Origin of the sequence: Streptomyces sp. sk2.1 (assembly GCF_008120935.1) — a bacterium.
Classification (GTDB): domain Bacteria; phylum Actinomycetota; class Actinomycetes; order Streptomycetales; family Streptomycetaceae; genus Streptomyces.
The window spans coordinates 120636-144369 of the sequence record NZ_RDBO01000071.1 but is presented as its reverse complement, the minus strand read 5'-3'; the positions used below and the strand labels follow the sequence as shown (position 1 = coordinate 144369).

Annotated in this window: 23 protein-coding genes, 1 other RNA gene and 1 pseudogene; 18 read left to right on the top strand and 7 right to left on the bottom strand. The window is 71.8% G+C overall.

Features of this window, described 5'->3' with window-relative positions; genetic code table 11:
- Positions 1 to 180: hypothetical protein (locus tag EAO76_RS45500; protein ID WP_222872203.1), on the bottom strand; the 180-nt coding region annotated here is incomplete at its 3' end.
- 44 nt (positions 181 to 224) lie between these two features.
- Between EAO76_RS45500 and prfB the strand changes: the two genes are divergently transcribed.
- Both prfB and EAO76_RS25445 read left to right on the top strand, forming a co-directional pair.
- Complete coding sequence (gene prfB, locus EAO76_RS25450) at positions 225 to 1331, top strand: peptide chain release factor 2 (RefSeq protein WP_148838251.1); 1107 nt, start codon at positions 225 to 227, stop codon at positions 1329 to 1331.
- 404 nt (positions 1332 to 1735) lie between these two features.
- The gene (locus EAO76_RS25445) at positions 1736 to 2689 is read left to right on the top strand and encodes an LPXTG cell wall anchor domain-containing protein (RefSeq protein ID WP_148838250.1); all 954 of its coding nucleotides are present in this window, start codon (positions 1736 to 1738) and stop codon (positions 2687 to 2689) included.
- A gap of 139 nt (positions 2690 to 2828) precedes the next feature.
- Here the strand turns inward: EAO76_RS25445 and EAO76_RS25440 are convergent, their stop codons facing one another.
- Positions 2829 to 3029 (bottom strand): hypothetical protein, encoded by a 201-nt coding sequence (locus EAO76_RS25440; RefSeq protein WP_148838249.1) that lies wholly within the window; start codon positions 3027 to 3029, stop codon positions 2829 to 2831.
- A 270-nt stretch (positions 3030 to 3299) separates the two neighbouring features.
- On the opposite strand from EAO76_RS25440, the gene ftsE reads away from it, so the two are divergent.
- The 5 genes from ftsE (at position 3300) to ssrA (ending at position 7205) form a co-directional block, all read left to right on the top strand.
- Positions 3300 to 3989, top strand: coding sequence for a cell division ATP-binding protein FtsE (gene ftsE, locus EAO76_RS25435; RefSeq protein WP_148838248.1), 690 nt, complete (start codon positions 3300 to 3302; stop codon positions 3987 to 3989).
- Positions 3990 to 4012: 23 nt separating this feature from the next.
- Positions 4013 to 4930 carry a permease-like cell division protein FtsX gene (gene ftsX, locus EAO76_RS25430; protein ID WP_148838247.1) on the top strand — a complete coding sequence of 306 codons (918 nt, stop codon included), beginning with the start codon at positions 4013 to 4015 and terminating at the stop codon, positions 4928 to 4930.
- A gap of 68 nt (positions 4931 to 4998) precedes the next feature.
- Positions 4999 to 6186 (top strand): S41 family peptidase, encoded by a 1188-nt coding sequence (locus tag EAO76_RS25425; protein ID WP_148838246.1) that lies wholly within the window; start codon positions 4999 to 5001, stop codon positions 6184 to 6186.
- Between the two features lie 18 nt (positions 6187 to 6204).
- The gene (gene smpB, locus EAO76_RS25420; protein WP_148838245.1) at positions 6205 to 6693 is read left to right on the top strand and encodes an SsrA-binding protein SmpB; all 489 of its coding nucleotides are present in this window, start codon (positions 6205 to 6207) and stop codon (positions 6691 to 6693) included.
- Positions 6694 to 6835: 142 nt separating this feature from the next.
- Positions 6836 to 7205, top strand: a transfer-messenger RNA (tmRNA) gene (gene ssrA, locus EAO76_RS25415).
- An 83-nt stretch (positions 7206 to 7288) separates the two neighbouring features.
- On the opposite strand, the gene EAO76_RS25410 is transcribed toward ssrA, so the two are convergent.
- Positions 7289 to 7480: a GNAT family N-acetyltransferase gene (locus EAO76_RS25410; protein WP_187438790.1), complete on the bottom strand. Its 192-nt coding sequence runs from the start codon at positions 7478 to 7480 to the stop codon at positions 7289 to 7291.
- A gap of 227 nt (positions 7481 to 7707) precedes the next feature.
- A complete protein-coding gene (locus tag EAO76_RS25405) occupies positions 7708 to 8976 on the bottom strand; it encodes an MFS transporter (protein ID WP_262375734.1) in 1269 nt (422 codons plus the stop codon).
- A gap of 83 nt (positions 8977 to 9059) precedes the next feature.
- Between EAO76_RS25405 and EAO76_RS25400 the strand changes: the two genes are divergently transcribed.
- The 4 genes from EAO76_RS25400 to EAO76_RS25385 all read left to right on the top strand — a co-directional run bounded on the left by EAO76_RS25400 (position 9060) and on the right by EAO76_RS25385 (position 12624).
- Positions 9060 to 10067: a LysR family transcriptional regulator gene (locus tag EAO76_RS25400; protein ID WP_148838244.1), complete on the top strand. Its 1008-nt coding sequence runs from the start codon at positions 9060 to 9062 to the stop codon at positions 10065 to 10067.
- Positions 10068 to 10254: 187 nt separating this feature from the next.
- Positions 10255 to 11520, top strand: a complete 1266-nt coding sequence (locus EAO76_RS25395) for a uroporphyrinogen-III synthase (RefSeq protein WP_389531453.1) — start codon at positions 10255 to 10257, stop codon at positions 11518 to 11520.
- 76 nt (positions 11521 to 11596) lie between these two features.
- Positions 11597 to 11965, top strand: coding sequence for a DUF4259 domain-containing protein (locus EAO76_RS25390; RefSeq protein ID WP_148838243.1), 369 nt, complete (start codon positions 11597 to 11599; stop codon positions 11963 to 11965).
- Positions 11966 to 12039: 74 nt separating this feature from the next.
- Complete coding sequence (locus EAO76_RS25385) at positions 12040 to 12624, top strand: GNAT family N-acetyltransferase (protein WP_148838242.1); 585 nt, start codon at positions 12040 to 12042, stop codon at positions 12622 to 12624.
- Between the two features lie 68 nt (positions 12625 to 12692).
- On the opposite strand, the gene EAO76_RS25380 is transcribed toward EAO76_RS25385, so the two are convergent.
- Entirely contained in the window at positions 12693 to 13259 is a 567-nt protein-coding gene (locus EAO76_RS25380; protein WP_148838241.1) for a GNAT family N-acetyltransferase, read from the bottom strand.
- Positions 13260 to 13398: 139 nt separating this feature from the next.
- Between EAO76_RS25380 and EAO76_RS25375 the strand changes: the two genes are divergently transcribed.
- The 4 genes from EAO76_RS25375 (at position 13399) to EAO76_RS25360 (ending at position 19334) form a co-directional block, all read left to right on the top strand.
- Positions 13399 to 14010, top strand: coding sequence for an ABATE domain-containing protein (locus tag EAO76_RS25375; RefSeq protein ID WP_148838240.1), 612 nt, complete (start codon positions 13399 to 13401; stop codon positions 14008 to 14010).
- A 160-nt stretch (positions 14011 to 14170) separates the two neighbouring features.
- The gene (locus EAO76_RS25370; RefSeq protein WP_187438789.1) at positions 14171 to 16567 is read left to right on the top strand and encodes a UvrD-helicase domain-containing protein; all 2397 of its coding nucleotides are present in this window, start codon (positions 14171 to 14173) and stop codon (positions 16565 to 16567) included.
- 566 nt (positions 16568 to 17133) lie between these two features.
- Entirely contained in the window at positions 17134 to 18570 is a 1437-nt protein-coding gene (locus EAO76_RS25365) for an NAD-dependent malic enzyme (RefSeq protein WP_148838238.1), read from the top strand.
- 482 nt (positions 18571 to 19052) lie between these two features.
- Positions 19053 to 19334, top strand: coding sequence for an HU family DNA-binding protein (locus EAO76_RS25360; protein WP_017237029.1), 282 nt, complete (start codon positions 19053 to 19055; stop codon positions 19332 to 19334).
- Between the two features lie 304 nt (positions 19335 to 19638).
- On the opposite strand, the gene murA is transcribed toward EAO76_RS25360, so the two are convergent.
- On the bottom strand, positions 19639 to 20982 hold the full coding sequence (gene murA, locus EAO76_RS25355; protein WP_148838237.1) for a UDP-N-acetylglucosamine 1-carboxyvinyltransferase: 1344 nt from the start codon (positions 20980 to 20982) through the stop codon (positions 19639 to 19641).
- Positions 20983 to 21258: 276 nt separating this feature from the next.
- Between murA and EAO76_RS25350 the strand changes: the two are divergent.
- Positions 21259 to 21774 (top strand): annotated as a pseudogene (locus EAO76_RS25350) (YqgE/AlgH family protein); the annotation flags it as partial.
- Here EAO76_RS25350 and EAO76_RS47730 read toward each other — a convergent pair.
- A complete protein-coding gene (locus EAO76_RS47730) occupies positions 21762 to 22250 on the bottom strand; it encodes a DUF3039 domain-containing protein (RefSeq protein ID WP_399462756.1) in 489 nt (162 codons plus the stop codon). The pseudogene EAO76_RS25350 and the gene EAO76_RS47730 sit on opposite strands and share 13 nt — an antisense overlap.
- Here EAO76_RS47730 and EAO76_RS25340 point away from each other — a divergent pair.
- Together EAO76_RS25340 and EAO76_RS25335 are read left to right on the top strand one after the other, a co-directional pair.
- Positions 22149 to 22436, top strand: a complete 288-nt coding sequence (locus tag EAO76_RS25340; protein WP_148838236.1) for a DUF3039 domain-containing protein — start codon at positions 22149 to 22151, stop codon at positions 22434 to 22436. The genes EAO76_RS47730 and EAO76_RS25340 overlap by 102 nt on opposite strands.
- Positions 22437 to 22650: 214 nt before the next feature.
- On the top strand, positions 22651 to 23734 hold a 1084-nt coding region (locus EAO76_RS25335), incomplete at its 3' end, for an extracellular solute-binding protein (protein ID WP_148838361.1).

Below are 23734 nucleotides of genomic sequence, written 5' to 3'. Positions count from 1 at the left end.
GGCCGGGGCCGAGTTCTCCGTCTCCTGCGGGGGCGCGCCCCCGCAGGAGACGGAGAACTCGGCCCCGGCCGCTCCCTGATCCCGGCCCGGGGACCGGGCCGCGCCCCGGTCCGGGCCCTGGAGCCCGGCCGCCGCACGGTCCATGAGGGCCCGCGGACCCGTCCGCGGGGCGGTGATCATGCGGTCCGAGGAACGTCCGCGCCGACAGCCGTTACGCTGGACCCGTGGCAGTCGTCGATATTTCCGAAGAGCTGAAGTCCCTCTCCTCGACCATGGCGTCGATCGAGGCCGTCCTGGACCTGGATGCGCTGAGGGCGGACATCGCCGCGCTCGAGGAGCAGGCGGCAGCGCCCTCCCTCTGGGACGACCCGGAGGCGGCACAGAAGATCACCAGCAAGCTTTCTCACCTCCAGGCCGAGGTCCGCAAGACCGAGGCCCTCCGCGGCCGGATCGACGATCTCGAGGTCCTCTTCGAGCTCGCACAGGACGAGGGCGACGCCGACGCCCTGTCCGAGGCCGAGTCGGAGCTCGATTCCGTCCGCAAGGCGCTGGACGAGATGGAGGTCCGTACCCTCCTGTCCGGCGAGTACGACGCGCGCGAGGCCCTGGTCAACATCAGGGCCGAGGCCGGTGGCGTGGACGCCGCCGACTTCGCCGAGAAGCTCCAGCGCATGTACCTGCGCTGGGCCGAGCAGCGCGGCTACAAGACCGAGGTCTACGAGACGTCGTACGCGGAGGAGGCTGGCATCAAGTCGACCACCTTCGCCGTCCAGGCCCCGTACGCCTACGGAACGCTCTCCGTCGAGCAGGGCACGCACCGGCTCGTCCGGATCTCGCCCTTCGACAACCAGGGCCGCCGCCAGACGTCCTTCGCGGGCGTCGAGGTGCTGCCGGTGGTCGAGCAGACCGACCACATTGAGATCGACGAGTCCGAGCTGCGCGTGGACGTGTACCGCTCCTCGGGCCCCGGCGGCCAGGGCGTCAACACCACGGACTCCGCGGTCCGTCTGACCCACCTCCCGACCGGCATCGTCGTCTCCTGTCAGAACGAGCGCTCGCAGATCCAGAACAAGGCCTCCGCGATGAACGTCCTCCAGGCGAAGCTCCTGGAGCGCCGCCGCCAGGAGGAGCAGGCCAAGATGGACGCCCTCAAGGGCGACGGCGGCAACTCCTGGGGCAACCAGATGCGGTCGTACGTCCTGCACCCGTACCAGATGGTCAAGGACCTGCGTACGGAGTTCGAGATGGGCAACCCCGAGGCGGTCTTCAACGGCGAGATCGACGGCTTCCTCGAAGCGGGCATCCGCTGGCGCAAGCAGCGCGAGAAGTAGCCCGGACGGGCCCCGGAGGCCCGCGTCCGAACGGTTCACGGCGGTGCCGGAACCCCCACGGGGTTCCGGCACCGCCGTTCTCGTCGGACCGGACACGGGCCGCTCCCGAACGGGAGTTGGGGTTCCGTTCGCGGTGGTGTCATGGCGGGTGCGTCACAGTCGTGATGCTGAATGAGGATCAACTACGGGCAAAACGGTCCAGATTGCATGGAACGGCCTTGACGTAGTCCTTAACTCTGGACAGGCTGCTAGGGCAGCATGCGTATGTCTGGGACGGGTGTGAACGGGGGCGGGCGGCTAGGCCACGGCGCTACGTGGGCCGACGTTCGGAGCAAACCCCGCCGGGCCATCGCCCCGCATATGGCTGCTCCACTGACGAGAACAGCTACTGGGGGTAGCAGCACATGACGAAGAAGACGCGTGTACGCGTCGCGCGGATAGCCGCAGGTGCGGTGATCGCCGCAGGTGCCTCGCTCACCGCTGCCGGTGTGGCTTCGGCCGTCGGCGTCGATGTCGACGTCGCCGGTCTGTCGGTCCAGGCCGAGGTGAACGGCGGCGACGACGAGGACGGCGAGTGCAGCCCGCTCGACCCGCGCTGCAACGAGACCGGTGGTGGCGGTAACGACGGCGGTACCGGCAATGACGGTGGTACCGGTAACGACGGTGGCACTGGCAATGACGGTGGTACCGGTAACGACGGTGGTACCGGCAATGACGGTGGTACCGGCAATGACGGTGGCACTGGCAATGACGGTGGTACCGGTAACGACGGTGGTACCGGCAATGACGGTGGTACCGGCAATGACGGTGGCACTGGCAATGACGGTGGTACCGGTAACGACGGTGGTACCGGTAACGACGGTGGCACTGGCAATGACGGTGGTACCGGCAATGACGGTGGTACCGGTAACGACGGTGGTACCGGTAACGACGGTGGTACCGGCAATGACGGTGGTACCGGCAACAACGGTGGCAACGGCAACGGTGGGAACCAGGCCGGCGGCAGCGGCAACAACGGTGGCAACGGCAATGGTGGAAACCAGGCCGGCGGCAGCGGCAACGGTGGCGGCGACAACGGCGGCACCGACAACGGTGGCACCACCGGCAGCGGCACCTCCGGCTCCACCACCGGTGGCGACGGCTGCACCTACGACCTCGACGGCGCGACCTGCGAGGACAACACCACCCCCGACTCGGTCGGCAACCAGCCGGTCGAGCAGGGCAAGGGCAAGGACGAGCTCGCCGAGACCGGTGCGGCCGAGACCACGTTCCTGCTCGTCGGCGCCGCGACGATGATTGCCGGAGGCATCGGCTTCCGCATCCTCCCGCGCCTGGTGAACGGCCGCACGGCCGCCTGAGGCCCGTAGCGGTACGGACACGCACACAGGAGGGGCCCGGGAAGCCGATCGGCTTCCCGGGCCCCTCCGCGTACACGTACGCGCCCTCGCGGCGGCGCCCACCCGTTCCGGGCGGGCCCGGCCCGCGCGTGCGGCCCCGCTACGCCGTCTGGTGCGCCAGCAGCGCCACCGCGCCGAGCAGCACCACCAGCAGGGCCACCAGCATCGCCGGATTCAGCCCGGCGAACATTCCCTGTCCGTGCTCCTGCTGCAGTCGCTCGCGGCTCGCCCGGCACACGGGGCAGCGGCCCTCGCTCACGGGCGCCGCGCAGCTCGCGCACACCAGTCGGTCATAGGTCATGCGCTTTCCTCCTCCCGCGCGGCGGAGCCGCATACGCCTTCTCTCCGCACAACGCTCACGGAAACGCAACCGTTCCCCCTACCACTGTGCCAGCTCACGCGGATTTCGGCGCGGCCCGCCGGACATCACCCGTTCCGTAGTACTTTCGGCGCCGATCACAGCCGGTACCGATCCGGCATAAAACGCCCATCCTCGGACGCTCGCCTGCATGCCTCGGCCCGGTTCGCGTATGGTCACGCACACCTACTCCCGGCCGACCGTGGTGCATCCGTGATCCGATTCGACAACGTCTCCAAGACCTACCCGAAGCAGAGCCGCCCCGCTCTACGGGATGTGTCCCTCGATATCGAGAAGGGCGAGTTCGTCTTCCTGGTGGGCTCGTCCGGCTCCGGCAAGTCCACCTTCATGCGGCTCATCCTCCGTGAGGAGCGCGCCAGCCAGGGTGCGGTCCACGTCCTGGGCAAGGACCTCTCGCGCCTGTCCAACTGGAAGGTGCCGCACATGCGCCGCCAGCTGGGCACGGTGTTCCAGGACTTCAGGCTCCTGCCCAACAAGACCGTCGCGGAGAACGTGGCGTTCGCGCAGGAGGTCATCGGCAAGCCGCGCGGCGAGATCCGCAAGGCCGTGCCCCAGGTCCTCGACCTGGTCGGCCTCGGCGGCAAGGAGGACCGGATGCCCGGCGAGCTCTCCGGTGGTGAGCAGCAGCGCGTGGCGATCGCGCGGGCGTTCGTGAACCGCCCCATGCTGCTGATCGCGGACGAGCCGACCGGCAACCTCGACCCGCAGACCTCCGTCGGCATCATGAAGCTGCTGGACCGGATCAACCGGACCGGCACCACCGTGATCATGGCGACCCACGACCAGAACATCGTCGACCAGATGCGCAAGCGCGTCATCGAGCTGGAGAAGGGCCGTCTCGTACGTGACCAGGCGCGCGGCGTCTACGGCTACCAGCACTGAGCATCGAGCACTGAAAGGACGCCATGCGCGCCCAGTTCGTCCTGTCGGAGATCGGCGTCGGCCTCCGTCGCAACCTCACGATGACCTTCGCCGTCGTCGTCTCCGTCGCCCTCTCGCTCGCCCTGTTCGGCGGCGCGCTGCTCATGCGCGAGCAGGTCAGCACGATGAAGGACTACTGGTACGACAAGGTCAACGTCTCGATCTTCCTCTGCAGCAAGAGCGATGTGACCTCGACGCCCAAGTGCGCGTCCGGGGCCGTCACCGCCCAGCAGAAGAAGGACATCGAAGCCGATCTCAAGAAGATGGACGCCGTCGACACGGTCACGTACGAGTCGGCCGACGAGGCGTACAAGCACTACCAGGACCAGTTCGGCGACTCGCCCATGGCGAGCAACATCACGCCGGACCAGATGCAGGAGTCGTTCCGGGTCAAGCTCCACGACCCGAAGAAGTACAAGGTCGTCGCCACCGCCTTCGCCGGCCGTGACGGGGTGCAGTCCGTCCAGGACCAGAGGAGCATCCTGGACAACCTCTTCGGGCTGATGAACGGCATGAACGTGGCCGCGCTCTTCGTGATGGCGCTGATGCTGGTCATCGCGTTGATGCTGATCGTGAACACCGTCCGGGTGTCCGCGTTCAGCCGACGGCGCGAGACCGGGATCATGCGGCTCGTCGGGGCCTCCGGCTTCTACATCCAGATGCCGTTCATCATGGAGGCCGCGTTCGCCGGTCTCATCGGGGGCGTGCTGGCCTGCGTGATGCTGCTGGCCGGCCGGTACTTCCTGATCGACGGCGGCCTGGAACTCCAGAGCAAGCTGAACCTGATCGACTTCATCGGCTGGGACGCGGTGTTCACCAAGCTGCCCCTGGTCCTGGCAATCGGCCTGCTGATGCCCGCCGTTGCCGCGCTCTTCGCGCTCCGCAAGTACCTCAAGGTGTGACATGCGCCCCCTGGAACGCACGGCCGACGGGCCGTGCGGCCAGGGGGCGTTGTCCTAGACTCGGCGACATGTCCGACCCCGAGCAGTGTTCCGGGCCCCGCGGTGTGCGTCGCGGGGCGGCTCTGACATTGGTCTTCGCGAGCGTGCTGGCCACCGGGGCGGTCACCGGATCGTTGCCGCGCGGCGGTCCCAAGTCCTCGGAGATCGCCACCCGTTCCGTCGCCTCCGTCGTCGACGGCGACGAGGTGGCCGCCGCCGCGGCCCGCGCCGAGGCCGAGGGCAAGTCCGGCAAGGAGGCGGCCGAGGAGGTCGTCAGCCGCAGCGGCGACCGCTGGGGCGCGGTCTACGACGAGCGGCAGTACGAGGAGTTCGAGCAGGCCCTGGACGGTGCGTACACCGGTGTCGGGCTCTCCGCGCGACGCTCCGCCGACGGCCGGGTCGAGGTGGCCCGGGTGCAGCCCGGCGGCCCCGCCGACCTGGCCGGCATCCGCTCCGGCGACCTGCTGCGCACGATCGACGGCCACCGCGTCGACCGGCGCCCCGTCGCCGAGGTCGTCGCCCTGCTGCGCGGGGACCGTACGGACGCCGCCGCGGGCAGCACCGTCGTCCTGGGGGTCGAACGCGACAGCGCCCTGCGGACCGAGACGCTGCGCCGGGCCAGGCTCAGCACCGAGCCCGTCACCGTGCGACGGATAGGCCCGGAGCGCTCCGGGCCCTCCTCGGCCGTGATGATCGAGGTCGACTCGTTCACCAGGGGGTCGGGCACCAAGGTCCGCGACGCGGTCCAGGACGCCCCGACGGGCGCCGGGGTCCTCCTCGACCTGCGCGGCAACTCCGGCGGACTGGTCACCGAGGCCGTCACCGCCGCCTCGGCCTTCCTGGACGGCGGCCTGGTCGCCACGTACGACGTGCGCGGTGAGCAGCGCGCCCTCTACGCGCAGCCGGGCGGCGACACGGACCGGCCCCTCGTCGTCCTGGTCGACGGCGGCACGATGAGCGCCGCCGAGCTCCTGACCGGCGCCCTCCAGGACCGGGGCCGCGCCGTCACCGTCGGCTCGCGCACCTTCGGCAAGGGATCGGTCCAGATGCCCAGCAAGCTCCCGGACGGTTCGGTCGCCGAGCTGACCGTGGGCCACTACCGCACCCCGGCGGGGCGCAGCGTCGAGGAACGCGGCATCACCCCCGACCTCACGGTCGACTCCCGGGCCGAGCAGCGGGCCGAGACGGTATTGAGTGGCCTCGGGGGTGGGTCGTAGTGCGAAAATGGCCGCACTATGGCTAAGGAAAAGGACACGGGGCGCAAGCTCATCGCGCAGAACAAGAAGGCGCGGCACGACTACCACATCCTCGACACCTACGAGTGCGGCCTCGTGCTCATGGGCACCGAGGTCAAGTCGCTGCGGCTGGGCCGGGCCTCCCTGGTGGACGGCTTCGTCCAGATCGACGGCGGCGAGGCGTGGCTGCACAACATCCACGTCCCCGAGTACGTGCAGGGGACCTGGACGAACCACTCCGCCAAGCGCAAGCGCAAGCTGCTGATGCACCGGGCGGAGATCGACAAGCTGGAGTCGAAGGCGAGCGAGACGGGCCACACGATCGTGCCGCTCGCGCTGTACTTCAAGGGCAGCCGGGTCAAGGTCGAGATCGCGCTCGCCAAGGGCAAGAAGGAGTACGACAAGCGGCAGACCCTGCGCGAGAAGCAGGACCTGCGCGAGACCAACCGGGCGATCTCGGCGGCCCGCAGGCGCCAGCGCAGCGCCTGAGCCCCTCGGGGACGACCGGCCCCACCGGGCCCCCGTCCGGCTCCCGCCGGGCCCCGGCGGGAATAGGCTGGCATCGTCGCGCGTTGGTCACGTACGATGGCATCGCACCTCACAGAAGGTGCACGCATTGAAAACACAACATGGGGATGATCGGTTTCGACAGCGGCTGTCGAAGCAGGGGAAGCGTGTCGAGGAAGCGGCAATGATCTCGTAAACCATATGTCGCAACCAATAATCGCCAACACCAAGCGCGATTCCTTCGCCCTCGCTGCCTAAGTAGCGACTTGCGAAGTGTCAGCCCGGGGGTGATCCCGACCCGGATCCTGGCATCATCAAGGGATCTAAACTTCTAGACCCGGTCACGGGGCCTGGAAGGAAATCAAACAGTGACTGAGCCCGTCGGAGACTTGTTCGCGTGATCTCCGGGGCTGAGAAAATCGCAGCGAACTGCACACGGAGAAGCCCTGATTCCGCACCGTTGGACGCGGGTTCGATTCCCGCCATCTCCACAATTCCCATGTGAACCCCTGCCCCGCGAGATCCTTCGCGGGGCAGGGGCTTTTTTCGTTCCCGACGGGCGGCCGTCCGCCGCGGCTCACGGGGCGAACAGATTCTTCACCGCGGACGGGCCGACGAACTCCGACGCGACCGCGTCCATGACGATCTCGTCGCAGACCCGGTCGAGCCAGTACCCGGCCCGGCGCAGCGTCCCGGCCTTCCGGAACCCCGCCTTCGCGCAGGCGTTGATCCCCGCCGCGTCGGGGGCGAGGACCTTGAGCCACACCATGCGCAGGTGTCGGTGCCGATCCAGAGAATCGGGTCAGGGCCGGTGATGGGGGTCTCCGATCGTGAGGACGGGGGTGTACGCCCGTGTCGATCCGGGCTCCGCGGCTGTGGTCCCGTCCCAAGCCTGCGCCCGGGCGTCGAGGTGGGGGCGACGGGGACATGCTCGGCGACCACTGCGCCCCCGCCGGGGACCGACTCCCGCGTACCCGGGCCGCCCCGGCGGGGTCGTCACCGGTCCCGGGCGGTCCGTACCCCGGTCGCCGTGATGGTCAGGGCCAGGGCCGCCGCGCAGATCGGGGCGATGTAGCCCGTCGTCCCGGTGGTGTGTTCCACCAGCCAGCCGCCGGTCGCCGAGCCCGCCGCGATGCCGCCCAGCAGGGCGGTCACGGCCAGGGTCATTCCCTCGTTCAACTGGCCCTCCGGGGTGAGGCGTTGCACCAGGGTCATGCCGGTGACCATGGTCGGGGCCGTCGCGGCGCCGGCCAGCAGCAGTGCGGCCGCGAGGACGAGCAGGGAGGGGGTCGAGGAGGCGGCGAGCAGGGGCAGGGACATCAGTGCCGTCATCCCCGTCAGGCAGATCAGCAGCCGGCGCCGGATGTCCGGGGCCGGGCGCAGCGAGCCGTACAGCAGTCCCGCCGCGCACGATCCGGCCGCCTGGAGGGCGAGGATCGCGCCCCCGGCGTGGGCGATCGTGACGACCTCCATCGAGCCGAAGACCGCGCCGGTGGCGAGGAAGGCGGCGAGCAGGGCCGGCATGCCCCGGGCGCGGAGCGGGGAGCCCGCGGGGGTGCGGGGCGACACGGGCGGCTCGGTGGCGCGCTGGGCGGCGAAGACCAGGATGCCGGTCATCAGCAGGATCGCCCCGACGAGCGTTCCGGCCTCCGGGAAGAGCGTCGCGCACAGCAGGGCTGCCAGGGCCGGGCCGAGCATGAAGCAGAGCTCGTCCACGGCCTGCTCGAAGGAGTTCGCGGTGTGCAGGGCGGCCGGGTCGCCCCGGTGCAGATGGGCCCAGCGGGCCCGGGACATCCCGCCGGTGTTGGGAGTGGTGGCGGTCGCGGCGTAGGAGGCGAAGAGGGTCCAGGACGGGGCGTCGTAGTGCACGCAGAGCAGCAGGGCCAGCGAGCCGAGCACGGCGATCGCGGTGGCGGGCACCGCGACCCGGGCCTGTCCGTACCGGTCGACGAGCCGGGCCGTCCACGGGGCGACCACCGCCGTGGCGGCGAGGCCGGTCGCGGTGACGGCACCGGCCAGGGCGTACGAGCCCCGCGAACCGGCGATCATGATGACCGCGCTGACGCTGAACATCCCCATGGGCAGCCGGGCGAGGAGGTTGCCCGCGGTGAAGGCGCGGGCGCCCGGGGTGGCGAGCAGCCTGCGGTACGGGTTGGTGGAGGCCCGCCGGGCGGGAGCGGAGGCGGCGGCGCGCGGGGCGATGACCAGCAGGTCGCCGGAGAGGGCGAGCACGGGACCGGTGGCGGGGGTTCTCTCGTACGGCATGGGGACAAGCCTCGGGGCGGGCGGTCAACGGGGTCCAACACCTTCTCCGGGCCGATTGACGCACCTGTGTTGTAAATTCTGGTGTGACCTCCTCATCCGCCACCGGTCCGGGGTCCCGGACGCACGACGCGCACACCGATCCCCGGCTGCTCCGCGCGTTCGTCGCGGTCGCCGAGGAACTGCACTTCACCCGGGCCGCCGCCCGGCTCTACGTCGCCCAGCAGGCGCTGAGCCGGGACATCCGCCGGCTGGAGCGCGAGCTGGGCGCGGAGCTGTTCGTGCGGACCACCCGGCAGGTCGCCCTCTCCGCCGACGGCGAACGGCTCCTGCCGCACGCGCGACGGGTGCTGGACGCCCACGCCGATCTCACGGCGGCCTTCGCCGACCCGGCCGCCCGGCCGCTCCTCGTGGACCTCAACACCGATGGCATGACGGCCGCCCGGGTGCTCGCCCGCGCCCGGGAACTGGCTCCGGAGTGCGAACTGATGGCGCGCTTCGAGAGCGGGCTGACCTGGGCGGCGGGCGAGATCCTCGCCGGGCGGCTCGACGTCTCCTTCGGCCGCGCCGCCGGGCTCCCCCCTGCGGTGCTGGCCCGGCTCGGGACGCAGCCGGTGCGGTACGAGCCGATGGCCGTCATGCTCCCCGCCGACCATCCCCTCGCCGGGCGGGATGAGGTGGAGCCGGGCGAACTGGCCGGGGAGACGGTGTACGCGGGCGCCGGCAACCCGCGCACCGGGGAGTGGACGGACCTCGCCCGGACGTTCTTCGCCCGGTGGGGCATCGAACTGGCGCCCCCCGCCCCGCTCGCCGTGGGCGTCGCCGAGTTCCAGCGGGTCATGGCCAAGTCCCGGAACCCGGTGCTGGCCGTCGTCGACTTCCCCCCGATGCCCGGCACCGTGGTGCGCCCGCTGGTCCGGCCGGTGCCGCTCTCGCCGCTGCTGCTGGTCTGGCGCAAGGGGCTCGGCCACCCCGGCCTCGACGCGCTGCGCGAGGCCGCGGCCCGGCTGGGGGCCGAGGAGGGCTGGATGGTCAGACCGGACGGGAGCTGGCTCCCGGAGGCCGACGCGCTCCTCATGGCGGGAACCGGCTGACGGGCCCGCCCGCCCGGCGCGGCCCGGCTGCGGGGCGTGCGCCGGTATACGTTCGGCGCGCCCGGAACGCCCGGAACGCCCGGTTCCTGCGCCTCCGATCCAGTAGCGCCGGAGGCGGACGTGACCGTCCGATGTCATGTGACGTAACCAGTGGGAAATACGGGTGAACCAGATCCGTCACGCGCCGTTGGCAGGCTCGCGGATCGGCATCATCGGGCAGCAGCGGGACGAGAGCCGGGAAGACCACATGCACGAGGACGAGCGGTACGGGAACGGGCAGTACGAGGACGAGCGGCGCGGGGACGAGCGGTACGAGCCCCTCATGGGCTTCACCGTGGGGGTCACCGCCGCCCGGCGCGCGGAGGAGCTCGGCGCGCTGCTGGAACGGCGGGGCGCCAGGGTGCTGCACGCGCCCGCCCTGCGGACCGTGCCGCTCGCCGACGACACCGAACTCCTCGCGGCCACCCGGGCGGTCGTCGACTCCGCGCCCGACGTGGTCGTCGCCACCACCGCGGTCGGCTTCCGGGGCTGGATCGAGGCCGCCGGGGGCTGGGGGCTCGGCGACCGGCTGACCGAGGTGCTGCGCGGCGTCGAGCTGCTGGCCCGCGGCCCCAAGGCCAAGGGAGCCGTCCGGGCCGCCGGACTGACCGAGACGTGGTCGCCCGCCTCCGAGTCCATGGCCGAGGTGCTGGACCGGCTCCTGGCCGAGGGCGTGACGGGCCGCCGCATCGCCGTCCAGCTGCACGGCGAACCCGCCCCCGGCTTCGTCGAGGCGCTGCGCGGGGCGGGCGCCGAGGTGGTCACCGTGCCCGTCTACCGCTGGGAGGACCCCGAGGACCTCGCTCCGCTCGACCGGCTGATCGACACCACCCTGGCCCGGGGCCTGGACGCCCTCACCTTCACCAGCGCCCCGGCCGCCGCCTCGCTGCTGCGCCGGGCCGAGAAGCGCGGGCTGCTCCCCGAACTCCTGGGTGCGCTGCGGGACGACGTCCTCGTGGCCTGCGTCGGCCCCGTCACCGCCCTGCCGTTGCAGGCCCGCGGCATCGACACCGTCCGGCCCGAACGGTTCCGGCTCGCCCCGCTCGTCCAGCTGCTGTGCCGTGAACTGCCCGCCGGAGTACGCGCGTTGCCGGTGGCCGGGCACCGGGTCGAGGTCCGGGGCCACGCGGTGCTCGTGGACGGCGTGCCGCGCCCGGTGCCGCCCGCCGGGATGGCGCTGCTGCACGCCCTGGCCCGTCGCCCCGGCTGGGTGGTGTCCCGCGCCGACCTGCTGCGCGCCCTGCCCGGCGGCAGCACGGACGAGCACGCGGTGGAGACGGCCGTGGCGCGGCTGCGCACGGCTCTTGGCGTGCCCCATCTCATCCGGACGGTCGTCAAGCGCGGCTACCGACTGGCGTCGGACACGCGGGAGGACAGGTCGGGGGCCGGGGCGGGGGACGCCTCCGCCGGTTAGAACACCCGGGGGAACGTCCGTTGTCGGACCCGCCTGTTAGAACCGGGGGGACGGGGACGACGACACGGGAGGTCCTGTGGGTACCTGGGGTGCGGGCAACTTCGACAGCGACGCGGCGGCCGACCATCTGTCGGACGTCACCGGGCGGCTCGTCTCGCGGATCGGGGAGGCGATGTCCGGCGACCCGGTCGCCCTGGAACCCGACGAGTACGACGGCGTCGCGGTGCCGTGCGACATCGAGCTGCTGTGCCTGATCGCGGAGCAGGGGCACGTCGGCTCGGCGGTGCCGGACGCGGCGGTGGTCGCGGGCTGGCGGAAGACGTTCATGGACGTGTGGGAGCGGACCATCGACGAACTGGAACCCGCGCCGGGACACAAGGAGGACAGACGCGCGGAGCTGATCCGCACCTTCGACCGGCTGGCGGCCCTGGCGGAGCGGAAGTAGCCGGGCGGCGTCACCGGCCGCGACGCGGCGCGTGCCGGGTACGCGGCCGGGGCGTGCCGGGATAGCGTGCGGGGATGATTCCTGACACCCACCGACTCGACGCGGGGATACGGCTCCGCCCCACCGTTCCGTCCGACGCGGCCGCCCTCGCCGTCTCGCTGGCCCGCAGCCGCGCGTACATGCAGCCCTGGGAGCCCATCCGGCCCGACGCCTTCTACACCGAGGAGGGGCAGCGGGAGCGGCTGGTCGCGCTGTTCGAGGACCGGGACGCCGGGCGGGCGGCGCCGTGGGTGCTCGCCGACGAGGAGGACCGCGCGGTGGGCGGGTTCAACCTCTCCGGCATCGTGCTCGGCCCCCTGCGCAGCGGCACCCTCGGCTACTGGGTCGACGTCGAGTACGCGGGCCGGGGCCTGGCCACGGCCGCCGTGCGGCTGATCTGCGAGATGGCCCGGGACGGGCTGGGCCTGCACCGGATCGACGCGGGGACGGTGCTCGAGAACGCAGCGTCGCAGCGGGTGCTCGCCAAATGCGGCTTCGAGGAGTACGGCACGGCCCCGCAGTTCCTGTACATCAACGGGCAGTGGCGCGACCACCGGCTCTTCCAGCGCATCCTGCACGACGGCCCGCCGAAGGACCTGCCGACGGCCGGCAGGGGCTGACCGGCGGTTGACGCGGGGCGCCCCGTGGACCGGCGTGGCACGGACCGGTGTGCGCGGCGCGGGTGCCCTCAGCGGTCGGCGCCGGCCGCCGCGCCGTTCCGCAGCCGGGTGTGCAGGTGTCCGTCCAATGGCCACGGCGGTCGCGCCGGAAGAATCCCCGCGAGGCCGTACCCGCTCTTCTCCGCGACCCGGCAGGACGCCTCGTTGTCCACCTGGTGCAGCAGGTCGAGCCGGGTCAGTTCGTCCTCGGTGAACGCCTCGAAGGCCCAGTCGGTGAGCGCCCCGAGCGCCCGGGGGGCGATGCCGCGACCGCGGGCCGGGGGCATCGTCCAGTAGCCGACCTCCGCGTTGCCGGAGCCCGGCGCGGGGGCCGTGAGCGCCACGTTGCCGACCAGTTCGTCCCCGTGTTCGCGGTCCACCACCGCGAAGCCGAAGTAACTGCGGGACTCCCGGCCCTCCTGTCGTACCCGCAGCCACCGCCACGCCTCCGCCTCGTCCCTGACCTGCGTCCGCAGCGCGGTGCGCATGCGGGGATCGCGGTACGCCCCGACCAGCGCAGGGACGTCCTCGGCGAGCCAGGGCCTGAGCAGGAACGGGCCGGTCGTGAGGGTGGCGTTGAGGAGGGCGTCGTTCATCCGGACACCGTACGGCCCCGTGCCCGGACACCGCCGGGGGTTCGCGCGAGGAACCGTGCGGCGGCAGGGGTTCCGGGCGGGCGCCCCGAGGGGCACTCTGGAGGAGGCCCATCGGAGACCCCGAGGCGGTGACATGCGCATGGCGGCAGGTAGGAGTTCGCGCGACTGGCGGTTCGATTCGGGTCGGCCCTGCCTCGACCTGGTGGCGACGGGGGCGGGCACCTCCGGTGCCTGCGAGCTGCTCGACGGCGCCGAACGGCTCGCGGACTGGCTGGTCGCCGCCGGAGTCGTACCGGGCGGCACCCGGCTCGACGCCGTGGACGACAGCTGGGTGGTGCGCTTCCGGCAGCTGCGGACGGGGGTGGACCGGCTGCTGAGCGCCGAACTCGGCGGGCGCAGGGCCGACACCGCGCTGGAACGGGTCAACGCGCTGGCCGCCGGGGCGCCGCCGGGGCTGCGGGCCGTGCGCGGCAGGAGCGGCGCCCTGGTGCGGACGCTGAGCGCCGATCCCGAGTGCGGGGCGCTCCTGGCCGCCGTCGCCCGCGACGCCGTGGAACTGCTGACCGACCCCGTGGCACGGGCCGGACTGCGCCGCTGCGAGGCCGACAGCTGCCGCCGCCTCTACCTGGACACCTCGCGCGGACACCGGCGCCGCTGGTGCTCCAGCGAGGTGTGCGGGAACCGGGAACGGGTGGCCCGGCACCGGCGCAGGGCGGCGGCCGTGACCGTACCGGCGGCGACGGCACCGTGAGCCCCGGCCGGTGCCGGAGGCCGTGCCGGTACCGGTGGTGACGGCACCGCGGGACCCCCGATCGGTGCGCACCGGCGTGCAGGCGTACCTCGCAGGTGCGCGGCGGGCCCCCTTCGCATAGGGTTGACGGCTGCCCAATGCACGTCAGAAGGGGGCCTCGGTGGCCGCGCAGGATGCCGCTGTCGATTCGTTGCGGGACCGGGAAATCGGTGTCGAGCAGGAACATCTCGACCGTGTGTACCACCGCCTTGAGGAGAAGATCCACGAGGCGGAATTTCTCATGAGTGACGCCGTCAAGCGGGGTCAGGTCGGCACCCCGGGAGCGCTCGCCGAGCGCGACGCCCAGGTGTTCCGGGCCGGAATCCACCTCAACCGGCTGAACAGCGAGTTCGAGGACTTCCTCTTCGGGAGGATCGACCTGCTGCTCGGCAAGGACGGCGAACGCGGCCCCGACGGCGCCTACACCTCCGTCGAGCCCGCCGACGACGCCGTGCGCGACGACAACTCGGCCGACATCGCGGAGACCCTGCACATCGGCCGTATCGGGGTCCTCGACGCCGACTACGCGCCGCTGGTCATCGACTGGCGCGCCCCCGCCGCCGCGCCGTTCTACCGGTCGACGCCGAAGGAGCCGGGCCGGGTGGTGCGCCGCCGGGTCGTCCGCTCCAAGGGCCGCAAGGTCCTCGGCGTCGAGGACGACCTGATGCGCCCCGAGCTGACCGCGTACCTCGGCGGCGACAAGCTGCCCGTCATCGGCGACGGCGCCCTGATGGCGGCGCTCGGCCAGGCCCGCAGCCACACCATGCGGGACATCGTCTCCTCCATCCAGGCCGAGCAGGACCTGGTGATCAGGGCCCCCGCCGCCTCCGTCACCGAGGTCTCCGGCGGCCCCGGCACCGGCAAGACCGCCGTCGCCCTGCACCGGGCCGCGTACCTCCTCTACCAGGACCGCAGGCGGTACGCGGGAGGCATCCTCGTCGTCTCGCCGACCCCGCTCCTGGTCGCGTACACCGAAGGCGTGCTGCCCTCGCTCGGCGAGGAGGGGCAGGTCGCGATCCGCGCGGTCGGCTCGCTCTCCGACGAGGCGGCGGGCGTCGAGGGCGCCACCACCTACGACGAACCCGCCGTCGCCCGGATCAAGGGCTCCTCGAGGATGCTCGCGGTGCTGCGCAAGGCCGCCCGCGGCGCGCTGGAAAAGCCCGGTACCCCCCGCGGCCCGAAGGGCGGGGAGCGGCAGGACGGCCAACTGGCCTTCGGCGACGAGGCGGCGGAGGGCGGTACGGCCCCGGCCACCCCGACCCGGCTGCGCGTCGTCGCGTTCGGCGCCCGCATCGAGCTGGAGGCCGACGAGCTGCGCCGCATCCGGCAGTCCGTCCTCGGCGGCACCGCCCCCGTCAACCTGCTGCGCCCGCGCGCCCGCAGGATGCTCCTGGACGCCCTGTGGAACAAGTCCTCGGGCCGCGGCCGCTACACCGACCCCGAACTCGCCGCCGAACTGCGCTCCTCCTTCGACGAGGACGTGTCCACCGAGACCCCCTTCCTCGACTTCCTGAACGCCTGGTGGCCCGAACTCACCCCGCGCGGGGTGCTCGCCGCGATGGCCGACGAGAAGCGGCTCGGCCGCTGGGCGCGCCGGGTGCTCAACCAGGGCGAGGTGCGGCGCCTGGCCCGTTCGCTGAAGCGGCTCGACGACGCGGGCGACGGCCCGCTCTCCGTGCACGACGTGGCGATCCTCGACGAGCTCCAGACGCTGCTGGGCACCCCCGCCCGGCCGAGGAAGAAGCGCGAGTTCGACCCGCTGGACCAGCTCACCGGCCTGGAGGAGCTGATGCCGCAGCGCGAGGAGACCCAGCGCGAGCGGGCCGAACGGCTGGCGGCGGAGCGCACCGAGTACGCGCACGTCATCGTCGACGAGGCGCAGGACCTCACGCCCATGCAGTGGCGCATGGTCGGCCGCCGCGGCCGGCACGCCACCTGGACGATCGTCGGCGACCCGGCGCAGTCCTCCTGGTCCGACCCGGACGAGGCCGCCCGGGCCCGCGACGAGGCGCTCGGCAACCGGCCGCGCCGCCGCTTCACCCTCACGGTCAACTACCGCAACCCGGCGGAGATCGCCGAGCTGGCCGCCAAGGTCCTGGCGCTCGCGATGCCCGGGGCGGCGTCACCGGCCGCGGTCCGCTCCACCGGCGTACGGCCGCGCTTCGAGACCGTGCGGGGCGGCGACCTGGCCGCCGCGGTGCGCGAGGAGGCCCGGCGGCTGCTGGACGAGGTGGACGGCACGGTGGGCGTGGTCGTGGCGATGAACCGCCGGGCACAGGCCCGGGAGTGGCTGGCCGAGCTCGGCGAACGGGTGGTGGCGCTGGGCAGCCTGGAGGCGAAGGGACTGGAGTACGACGCCACGGTGGTCGTCTCGCCCGCGGAGATCGCCGACGAGTCCCCGGCCGGCCTGCGGGTGCTGTACGTGGCGCTCACCCGGGCGACGCAGCAGCTCACGGTGGTCTCGGGGGAGCGGGACCTGCCCGACGAGGACGGCGTGCCCGACCTGCTGAGGGACTGACACCCGTGGGCCGGCCCCACACGGCCGGCCCACGGTGCGGGGGCCGCGTGCAGGATTGTTTTTGCAGTCAACCCGCACTGTGGGAATCACTTCTTCGGGGTCTTTGTTAGCCTGGTGTCGGCACCGGCTCGATCCAAGCCCCCGGGCCCAACCTTCGTCGCTACGAGCGACCACTTGCCGCGAGGCGAGCATGGCGGGTCGGTGCCGCTCAACTCAATTGACAGACCCGCGTCACCTTCCGGTGGCGCGGGTCTGTTCTGGTTTACGGGCCCGCCCCGCTCCGGGTGTTCCGTGCGCCCGCCCCGACCGTGCGCCAGCCCCGGCCGGGCGTACGGTCGGGCCCGAAGCGCCCCGGGCCCGAAGCGCCCCGGGCCCGAAGCGCCCCGGGCCCGAAGCGCCCCGGGGCTTCCGTCGGGGCCGTCTCTTCTCGTATGGTGGAAAAAACTTTCCGAAGAGTGGCAGTCATTACCGGCTACCGGCCGGTAGGTGCGACGATCGGGGAGCGTGTCCGGGGCGAGCGCCCCGGCCGCGCGGCAATGAAGCTAAGGAAAGCGAAGGACTCGGCCATGGCAACGGCGCCCAGCGTCTCGTACTCGATGACGGTCAGGCTGGAGGTGCCCGCGAGCGGTACAGCGGTCTCCCAGCTCACCACGGCCGTGGAGTCCTCCGGCGGTTCGGTGACCGGCCTCGACGTGACCGCGTCCGGCCACGAGAAGCTGCGCATCGACGTCACCATCGCGGCCACTTCCACCTCGCACGCCGACGAGATCGTCGAGGGGCTGCGCGGCATCGAGGGCGTCGTCCTGGGCAAGGTCTCCGACCGTACGTTCCTGATGCACCTCGGCGGCAAGATCGAGATGGCGTCCAAGCACCCCATCCGCAACCGTGACGACCTCTCGATGATCTACACCCCGGGCGTGGCCCGGGTGTGCATGGCGATCGCCGAGAACCCCGAGGACGCCCGCCGCCTCACCATCAAGCGCAACTCCGTCGCAGTCGTGACGGACGGCTCCGCCGTGCTGGGGCTCGGCAACATCGGCCCGAAGGCCGCGCTGCCCGTGATGGAGGGCAAGGCCGCCCTCTTCAAGCGGTTCGCCGGCATCGACGCCTGGCCGCTCTGCCTGGACACCCAGGACACCGACGCCATCGTCGAGATCGTCAAGGCGATCGCCCCCGGCTTCGCTGGCATCAACCTGGAGGACATCTCCGCCCCCCGCTGCTTCGAGATCGAGGCCCGGCTGCGCGAGGCCCTGGACATCCCCGTCTTCCACGACGACCAGCACGGCACCGCGATCGTCGTCCTGGCCGCGCTGACCAACGCGCTGCGCGTGGTGGGCAAGGGGATCGGGGACGTACGGGTCGTCATGTCCGGCGCCGGGGCGGCCGGTACGGCCATCCTGAAGCTGCTCATCGCGGCCGGCGTCAAGCACGCCGTCGTCGCCGACATCCACGGGGTGGTGCACGCCGGGCGCGAGGACCTGGTCTCCGCCGCCGCCGACTCGCCGCTGCGCTGGATCGCCGACAACACCAACCCGGAGTCCGTCACCGGCACCCTCAAGCAGGCCGTCGTCGGTGCTGACGTCTTCATCGGCGTCTCCGCCCCGAACGTGCTGGACGGTGCCGACGTCGCGGCCATGGCCGAGGGTGCGATCGTGTTCGCGCTCGCGAACCCGGACCCCGAGGTGGACCCGGCAATCGCCCGCCAGACGGCGGCAGTTGTCGCCACCGGCCGCTCCGACTTCCCGAACCAGATCAACAACGTGCTGGTCTTCCCGGGCGTCTTCCGCGGTCTGCTGGACGCCCAGTCCAGCACCGTCAACACGGAGATGATGCTCGCCGCCGCGGGCGCGCTCGCCGACGTGGTCGCCGAGGACGAGCTGAACGCGAACTACATCATCCCGTCGGTCTTCAACGACCGGGTCGCGGGCGCGGTCGCCGGTGCCGTCCGGGACGCGGCGAGGGCGGTCGGCGGCTCCGCCGCGGCGCAGGGCGGCCGCGGCTGAGAGCCCGTCCGCTGCCCGATCGGAGGCCACCGACGGGCTCCGAGGTCCCGGCGCCCGGAGACCGGGTGCTCCGGAGGTCCCGGCCGGGTCCCGGCTGAGGTCCATGTCACAGCGTCCGCCGCGGGGCTCCCCGGGGCCCTGTGGCATGGGCCACGCCCCTGGTGGCCGCACGTCGGCGCGTCGCGGGGCGCGATGCCCCAAACGCCCCTTTAGGGTGGGCGGGCGGCGCGTCCCGTCGAGCCCCGCATCCGCTGCGGACCGCTTCCGGGGAGTCGACGGAACGTCACCACGACGAGGCGGTGGCGCTTTTCGTGTGACTCCGAGGGGTGCCGGATTGGCGTTACCGCCGCAGGTGGGGGCAGGATGCGTAATCGGGCGCGAGGGTCTGACGACAGACCCGGGTCCGGGGACTGTCCGAGGGCCCTGGCAGCATCGGCTTCGATCTCACGCCTCACAGGCAAGAAGAACACGGGAGTAACAACATGAACCGCAGTGAGCTGGTGGCCGCCCTGGCCGACCGCGCCGAGGTGACTCGCAAGGACGCCGACGCCGTGCTGGCCGCGCTCGCCGAGACCGTCGGTGAGGTCGTCGCCAAGGGCGACGAGAAGGTCACCATCCCCGGCTTCCTGACCTTCGAGCGCACCCACCGTGCCGCTCGCACCGCTCGTAACCCGCAGACCGGCGACCCGATCAACATCCCGGCCGGCTACAGCGTGAAGGTCTCCGCGGGCTCCAAGCTCAAGGAAGCCGCCAAGGGCAAGTAAGTCCCACAGCCCCACAGGCGCGACGGAGGGCGGTCACCCATCCAGGGTGACCGCCCTCCGGCGTACCGGCCGTCAGGGCCCCGTTCTGTGCCCCTGCGAAGGCCCGCACCCGGATCGCCCGGCCCCGCCCCGGTGCCCGGCGGCCCGGAACGGTGGCCCGGAAACGCGGAACGGCGTCCCGGAACGGGAGCCCGGAAACGCGGAACGGGGGCCCGGGGCAAGTGCCCCGAACCCCCGTCAGCAGCCGTCGGCAGCCCTTCGGCGACCGCGTCCGAACCAGCGGTCCCGCCCGGTGCGTCCGGCCTCAGACCAGCGGCGAGCCGTTCGGCAGCTCCACCTTCGCGCCGAGCTTCTCCAGCTTCTCCATGAAGTTCTCGTAGCCGCGGTTGATCAGGTCGATGCCGTGCACCCGCGACGTGCCCTGCGCCGCCAGCGCCGCGATCAGGTACGAGAAACCGCCGCGCAGGTCGGGGATGACCAGATCCGCGCCCTGGAGCCGGGTCGGCCCGGACACGACCGCGGAGTGGAGGAAGTTGCGCTGCCCGAAGCGGCAGTCGGAGCCGCCCAGGCACTCCCGGTAGAGCTGGATGTGCGCGCCCATCTGGTTGAGCGCGGAGGTGAAGCCGAGCCGGGACTCGTACACCGTCTCGTGGACGATGGACAGCCCCGAGGCCTGCGTCAGCGCCACCACCAGCGGCTGCTGCCAGTCGGTCTGGAAGCCGGGGTGCACGTCCGTCTCCAGGGCGATGGCGTTCAGCGCGCCGCCCGGGTGCCAGAAGCGGATGCCCTCGTCGTCGATCTCGAACGCGCCGCCGACCTTGCGGAAGGTGTTCAGGAAGGTCATCATCGAGCGCTGCTGCGCGCCCCGCACGTAGATGTTGCCCTCGGTGGCCAGCGCGGCGGACGCCCAGGAGGCCGCCTCCAGACGGTCCGGGATCGCCCGGTGCGTGTAACCGTCCAGCCGGTCGACACCCGTGATCCGGATCGTCCGGTCGGTGTCCATGGAGATGATCGCGCCCATCTTCTGCAGAACGCAGATGAGGTCCTCGATCTCCGGCTCCACGGCCGCGTTGGACAGCTCGGTGACGCCCTCGGCGAGCACGGCCGTCAGCAGCACCTGCTCGGTGGAGCCCACCGACGGGTACGGCAGCCGGATCTTCGTGCCGCGCAGCCGCTGCGGGGCCTCCAGGTACTGGCCGTCCGCCCGCTTCTCGATGGTCGCGCCGAACTGCCGCAGCACGTCGAAGTGGAAGTCGATCGGCCGGCCGCCGATGTCGCAGCCGCCGAGCCCCGGGATGAACGCGTGGCCCAGCCGGTGCAGCAGCGGGCCGCAGAAGAGGATCGGGATGCGCGAGGAGCCCGCGTGGGCGTCGATGTCGGCGACGTTGGCGCTCTCCACGTGGGTCGGGTCCAGGATCAGCTCACCCGGTTCGTCACCGGGCCGGACCGTCACGCCGTGCAGCTGCAACAGCCCGCGCACCACCCGCACGTCGCGGATGTCGGGCACGTTGCGCAGCCGGCTGGGCCCGCTGCCGAGCAGCGCGGCGACCATCGCCTTCGGCACCAGGTTCTTGGCGCCTCTGACGCGGATCTCGCCCTCCAGCGGGGTTCCGCCGTGGACAAGCAGGACATCGTCTGTGCCGGTCATGAATCTCGCGTTCCGGAGTGGTCGGGCAGGGGGCCAAACGAAAGAGTAATGGCCGACCGCCCCCACTCCGTAAGGGAACGGGGGGTGTACGAACGTCATGAATCCGCCACAACACGCTCTGCTCCCCGGGTCTTGCGGAGGGTTACCGTCCGCATGGCTCCCCGGAATGCGCGCTCCCCGTGCATCCGTGCGCCCTGAGCTGCGCCGCGGCCCGTTCGGGGGTCGGGTGGCCCACTTGACCCCCGCGGGAAGCGAAGATGCGGGATCATTTCTGCCATGACCGAGGTGTCCTCGCTCACAGGGCGACTGCTCGTGGCCACACCCGCGCTCGCGGACCCGAATTTCGACCGTGCGGTGGTGCTGCTCCTCGACCACGACGAGGAGGGCTCGCTCGGCGTGGTCCTGAACCGCCCGACCCTGGTCGGCGTCCGCGACATCCTCACGCCCTGGGCCGGTCTGGCCGGTGAGCCGGACGTCGTCTTCCAGGGCGGCCCGGTCTCCCTCGACTCGGCGCTCGGGGTGGCCGTCATCCCCGGCGACGAGGGCCCGCTCGGCTGGCGCCGGGTGTACGGGGCGATCGGGCTGGTGGACCTGGAGGCGCCCCCGGAACTGCTGGCCGCCGCGCTCGGTTCGCTGCGGATCTTCGCCGGGTACGCCGGCTGGGGCCCCGGGCAGCTGGAGACGGAACTGGCCGAGGGCGCCTGGTACGTGGTCGAGTCCGAGCCCGGCGACGTCTCGTCCCCGCGGCCCGAACACCTCTGGCGCGCGGTCCTGCGCCGTCAGCGCAGCGAACCGAGCGCGGCGGCCAGCAGTTCCGGGGGCGCCTCCAGGTCCACCAGCCCGATCGCCCCGTACACCCGGCGCCAGCCGAGCGGGCCCTCGTCGCCGGGGATGACGGCCACCCCGAGCGCCGAGTCGAGGGAGACCGGGCCGCCCTGGAAGACGACGTCCGGCTCACCGGCCAGACCGGCCCAGGGCGTGAGGATGTCCTCCAGGGCACTCGCCATGATCTTGTCCTTCTGGACGTAATGGGCGAAGCGCTCGTGGTCGCCGTCGCCGTTCGACACCTGTGGTGTCGGCTCCACGAGGGTGCCGGTTCCTGCCCCGCCCGCGCTTCCCGCCGCCGGGCGCTCCGAAGCTCCGGGCTCCCAGTACCCTTGGCGGTTATGAGCACTCTTGAGCCCGAGCGCGGGGCAGGAACCGGCACCCTCGTGGAGCCGACACCACAGGTGTCGAACGGCGACGGCGACCACGAGCGCTTCGCCCATTACGTCCAGAAGGACAAGATCATGGCGAGTGCCCTGGAGGGCACCCCCGTGGTCGCACTGTGCGGCAAGGTCTGGGTACCGGGGCGCGACCCCAAGAAGTACCCGGTCTGCCCGATGTGCAAGGAGATCTACGAGTCCATGGGCGCCGGTGGCGACAAGGACAAGGGCGGCAAGGACAAGAAGTAGTCCCGAGCCCTCCGGCGGCATCGCTCCGGGCCCCCGGGGCACGCGTTTCGACGCGTGCCCCGGGGGCCCTTCGCGTTGCACGGGCTGCTCCCACGGGTCACAGAGTGGTTGAGACCACTTGTCGGCGTCCGCACGCGCACCTACTCTCCTGCAAGTTGTGCAGAACGAAACGCGCGTTGCGCATGTTGCAATGCTTATCGGTAGGGGTTCCGATATGAAGCTTTCTGCCCGAATTGCCGCTCCGGTGGCGGCGCTTGTACTGGCGGGGCTCACCGCCACCGCCTGCGCGCCGCAGACCTCCGACACCGCGGCCGAGGGGGACGAGAAGACCGGCACGCTGCGGGTCTGGCTGTTCCAGGAGGTCGGCAACAAGCCCAAGGAACAGGTCGTCGACGCGGCGGTCGCCGAATTCGAGAAGTCCCACGAGGGTGCGGAGGTGGAGGTCGAGTACATCCCGGTCGACACCCGCGCCCAGCGCATCAAGGCGGCGTTCAACGACCCCGGGAGCGCCCCGGACCTCATCGAGTACGGGAACACCGACACCGCCGGATACGTCAAGGACGGCGGACTCGCCGACGTGAGCGCCGAGTTCGCCGCCTGGGACGAGGCGAAGGACACCGACCCGACCGCCCGGCAGTCCGTGACGGTCGACGGCAAGGTCTACGGGGCGCCGCTCTTCGTCGGCGTCCGCGCGCTGTACTACCGCACCGACGTCTTCGACGAACTGGGCATCGGGGCTCCGAAGTCGCAGGCCGAACTGATCTCCACCGCGAAGAAGATCCACAAGGAGAAGCCGGACCTGTACGGACTGGCGGTCGGCGGCGCGTACACCTACGGCGCGATGCCGTTCATCTGGGCCCACGGCGGCGAACTCGCCGACGAGAAGGGCGGCACGTACACCTCGGCCATCAACGGCGACGAGGCCCGCAAGGGCATCGAGGCGTACACCTCGCTCTTCGGCGACGACAACTGCCCGGCCGCCAAGTGCGCCTCCATGGGCGGCAACGCGACCGTCACCGCCTTCGCCTCCGGCAAGGCCGCCATGGCGATCGGCGGCGACTTCAGCCACGCGGCCGTCGAGGCGGGCGCGGTGAAGGGCAAGTACGCGGTCGTCCCGCTGCCCGGCGTGGCGAAGGACTCCATAGCCCCGGCGTTCGCGGGCGGGAACAACATCGGCGTGCTGAAGAGCAGTTCGCACCGCACCCTGGCCGTGGACCTGATGAAGTCCCTGACCGGCAAGCGGACCCAGGCGAAGATGTTCGACGCGATGGGCTTCCTGCCGACGTACACGGACGTGC

What these genes read in the sequence shown, in the direction of transcription:
- murA (WP_148838237.1), bottom strand. Translation starts at nt 20,982, where the DNA reads ATGACCGGCACAGACGATGTCCTGCTTGTCCACGGCGGAACCCCGCTG.
- EAO76_RS25365 (WP_148838238.1), top strand. Translation starts at nt 17,134, where the DNA reads ATGGCAACGGCGCCCAGCGTCTCGTACTCGATGACGGTCAGGCTGGAG.
- EAO76_RS25425 (WP_148838246.1), top strand. Translation starts at nt 4,999, where the DNA reads ATGTCCGACCCCGAGCAGTGTTCCGGGCCCCGCGGTGTGCGTCGCGGG.
- EAO76_RS25405 (WP_262375734.1), bottom strand. Translation starts at nt 8,976, where the DNA reads ATGCCGTACGAGAGAACCCCCGCCACCGGTCCCGTGCTCGCCCTCTCC.
- EAO76_RS25380 (WP_148838241.1), bottom strand. Translation starts at nt 13,259, where the DNA reads ATGAACGACGCCCTCCTCAACGCCACCCTCACGACCGGCCCGTTCCTG.
- EAO76_RS25440 (WP_148838249.1), bottom strand. Translation starts at nt 3,029, where the DNA reads ATGACCTATGACCGACTGGTGTGCGCGAGCTGCGCGGCGCCCGTGAGC.
- EAO76_RS25445 (WP_148838250.1), top strand. Translation starts at nt 1,736, where the DNA reads ATGACGAAGAAGACGCGTGTACGCGTCGCGCGGATAGCCGCAGGTGCG.
- EAO76_RS25410 (WP_187438790.1), bottom strand. Translation starts at nt 7,480, where the DNA reads ATGGTGTGGCTCAAGGTCCTCGCCCCCGACGCGGCGGGGATCAACGCC.
- ftsX (WP_148838247.1), top strand. Translation starts at nt 4,013, where the DNA reads ATGCGCGCCCAGTTCGTCCTGTCGGAGATCGGCGTCGGCCTCCGTCGC.
- EAO76_RS47730 (WP_399462756.1), bottom strand. Translation starts at nt 22,250, where the DNA reads ATGGGCGAAGCGCTCGTGGTCGCCGTCGCCGTTCGACACCTGTGGTGT.
- EAO76_RS25375 (WP_148838240.1), top strand. Translation starts at nt 13,399, where the DNA reads ATGGCGGCAGGTAGGAGTTCGCGCGACTGGCGGTTCGATTCGGGTCGG.
- EAO76_RS25385 (WP_148838242.1), top strand. Translation starts at nt 12,040, where the DNA reads ATGATTCCTGACACCCACCGACTCGACGCGGGGATACGGCTCCGCCCC.
- EAO76_RS25340 (WP_148838236.1), top strand. Translation starts at nt 22,149, where the DNA reads ATGAGCACTCTTGAGCCCGAGCGCGGGGCAGGAACCGGCACCCTCGTG.
- EAO76_RS25360 (WP_017237029.1), top strand. Translation starts at nt 19,053, where the DNA reads ATGAACCGCAGTGAGCTGGTGGCCGCCCTGGCCGACCGCGCCGAGGTG.
- smpB (WP_148838245.1), top strand. Translation starts at nt 6,205, where the DNA reads ATGGCTAAGGAAAAGGACACGGGGCGCAAGCTCATCGCGCAGAACAAG.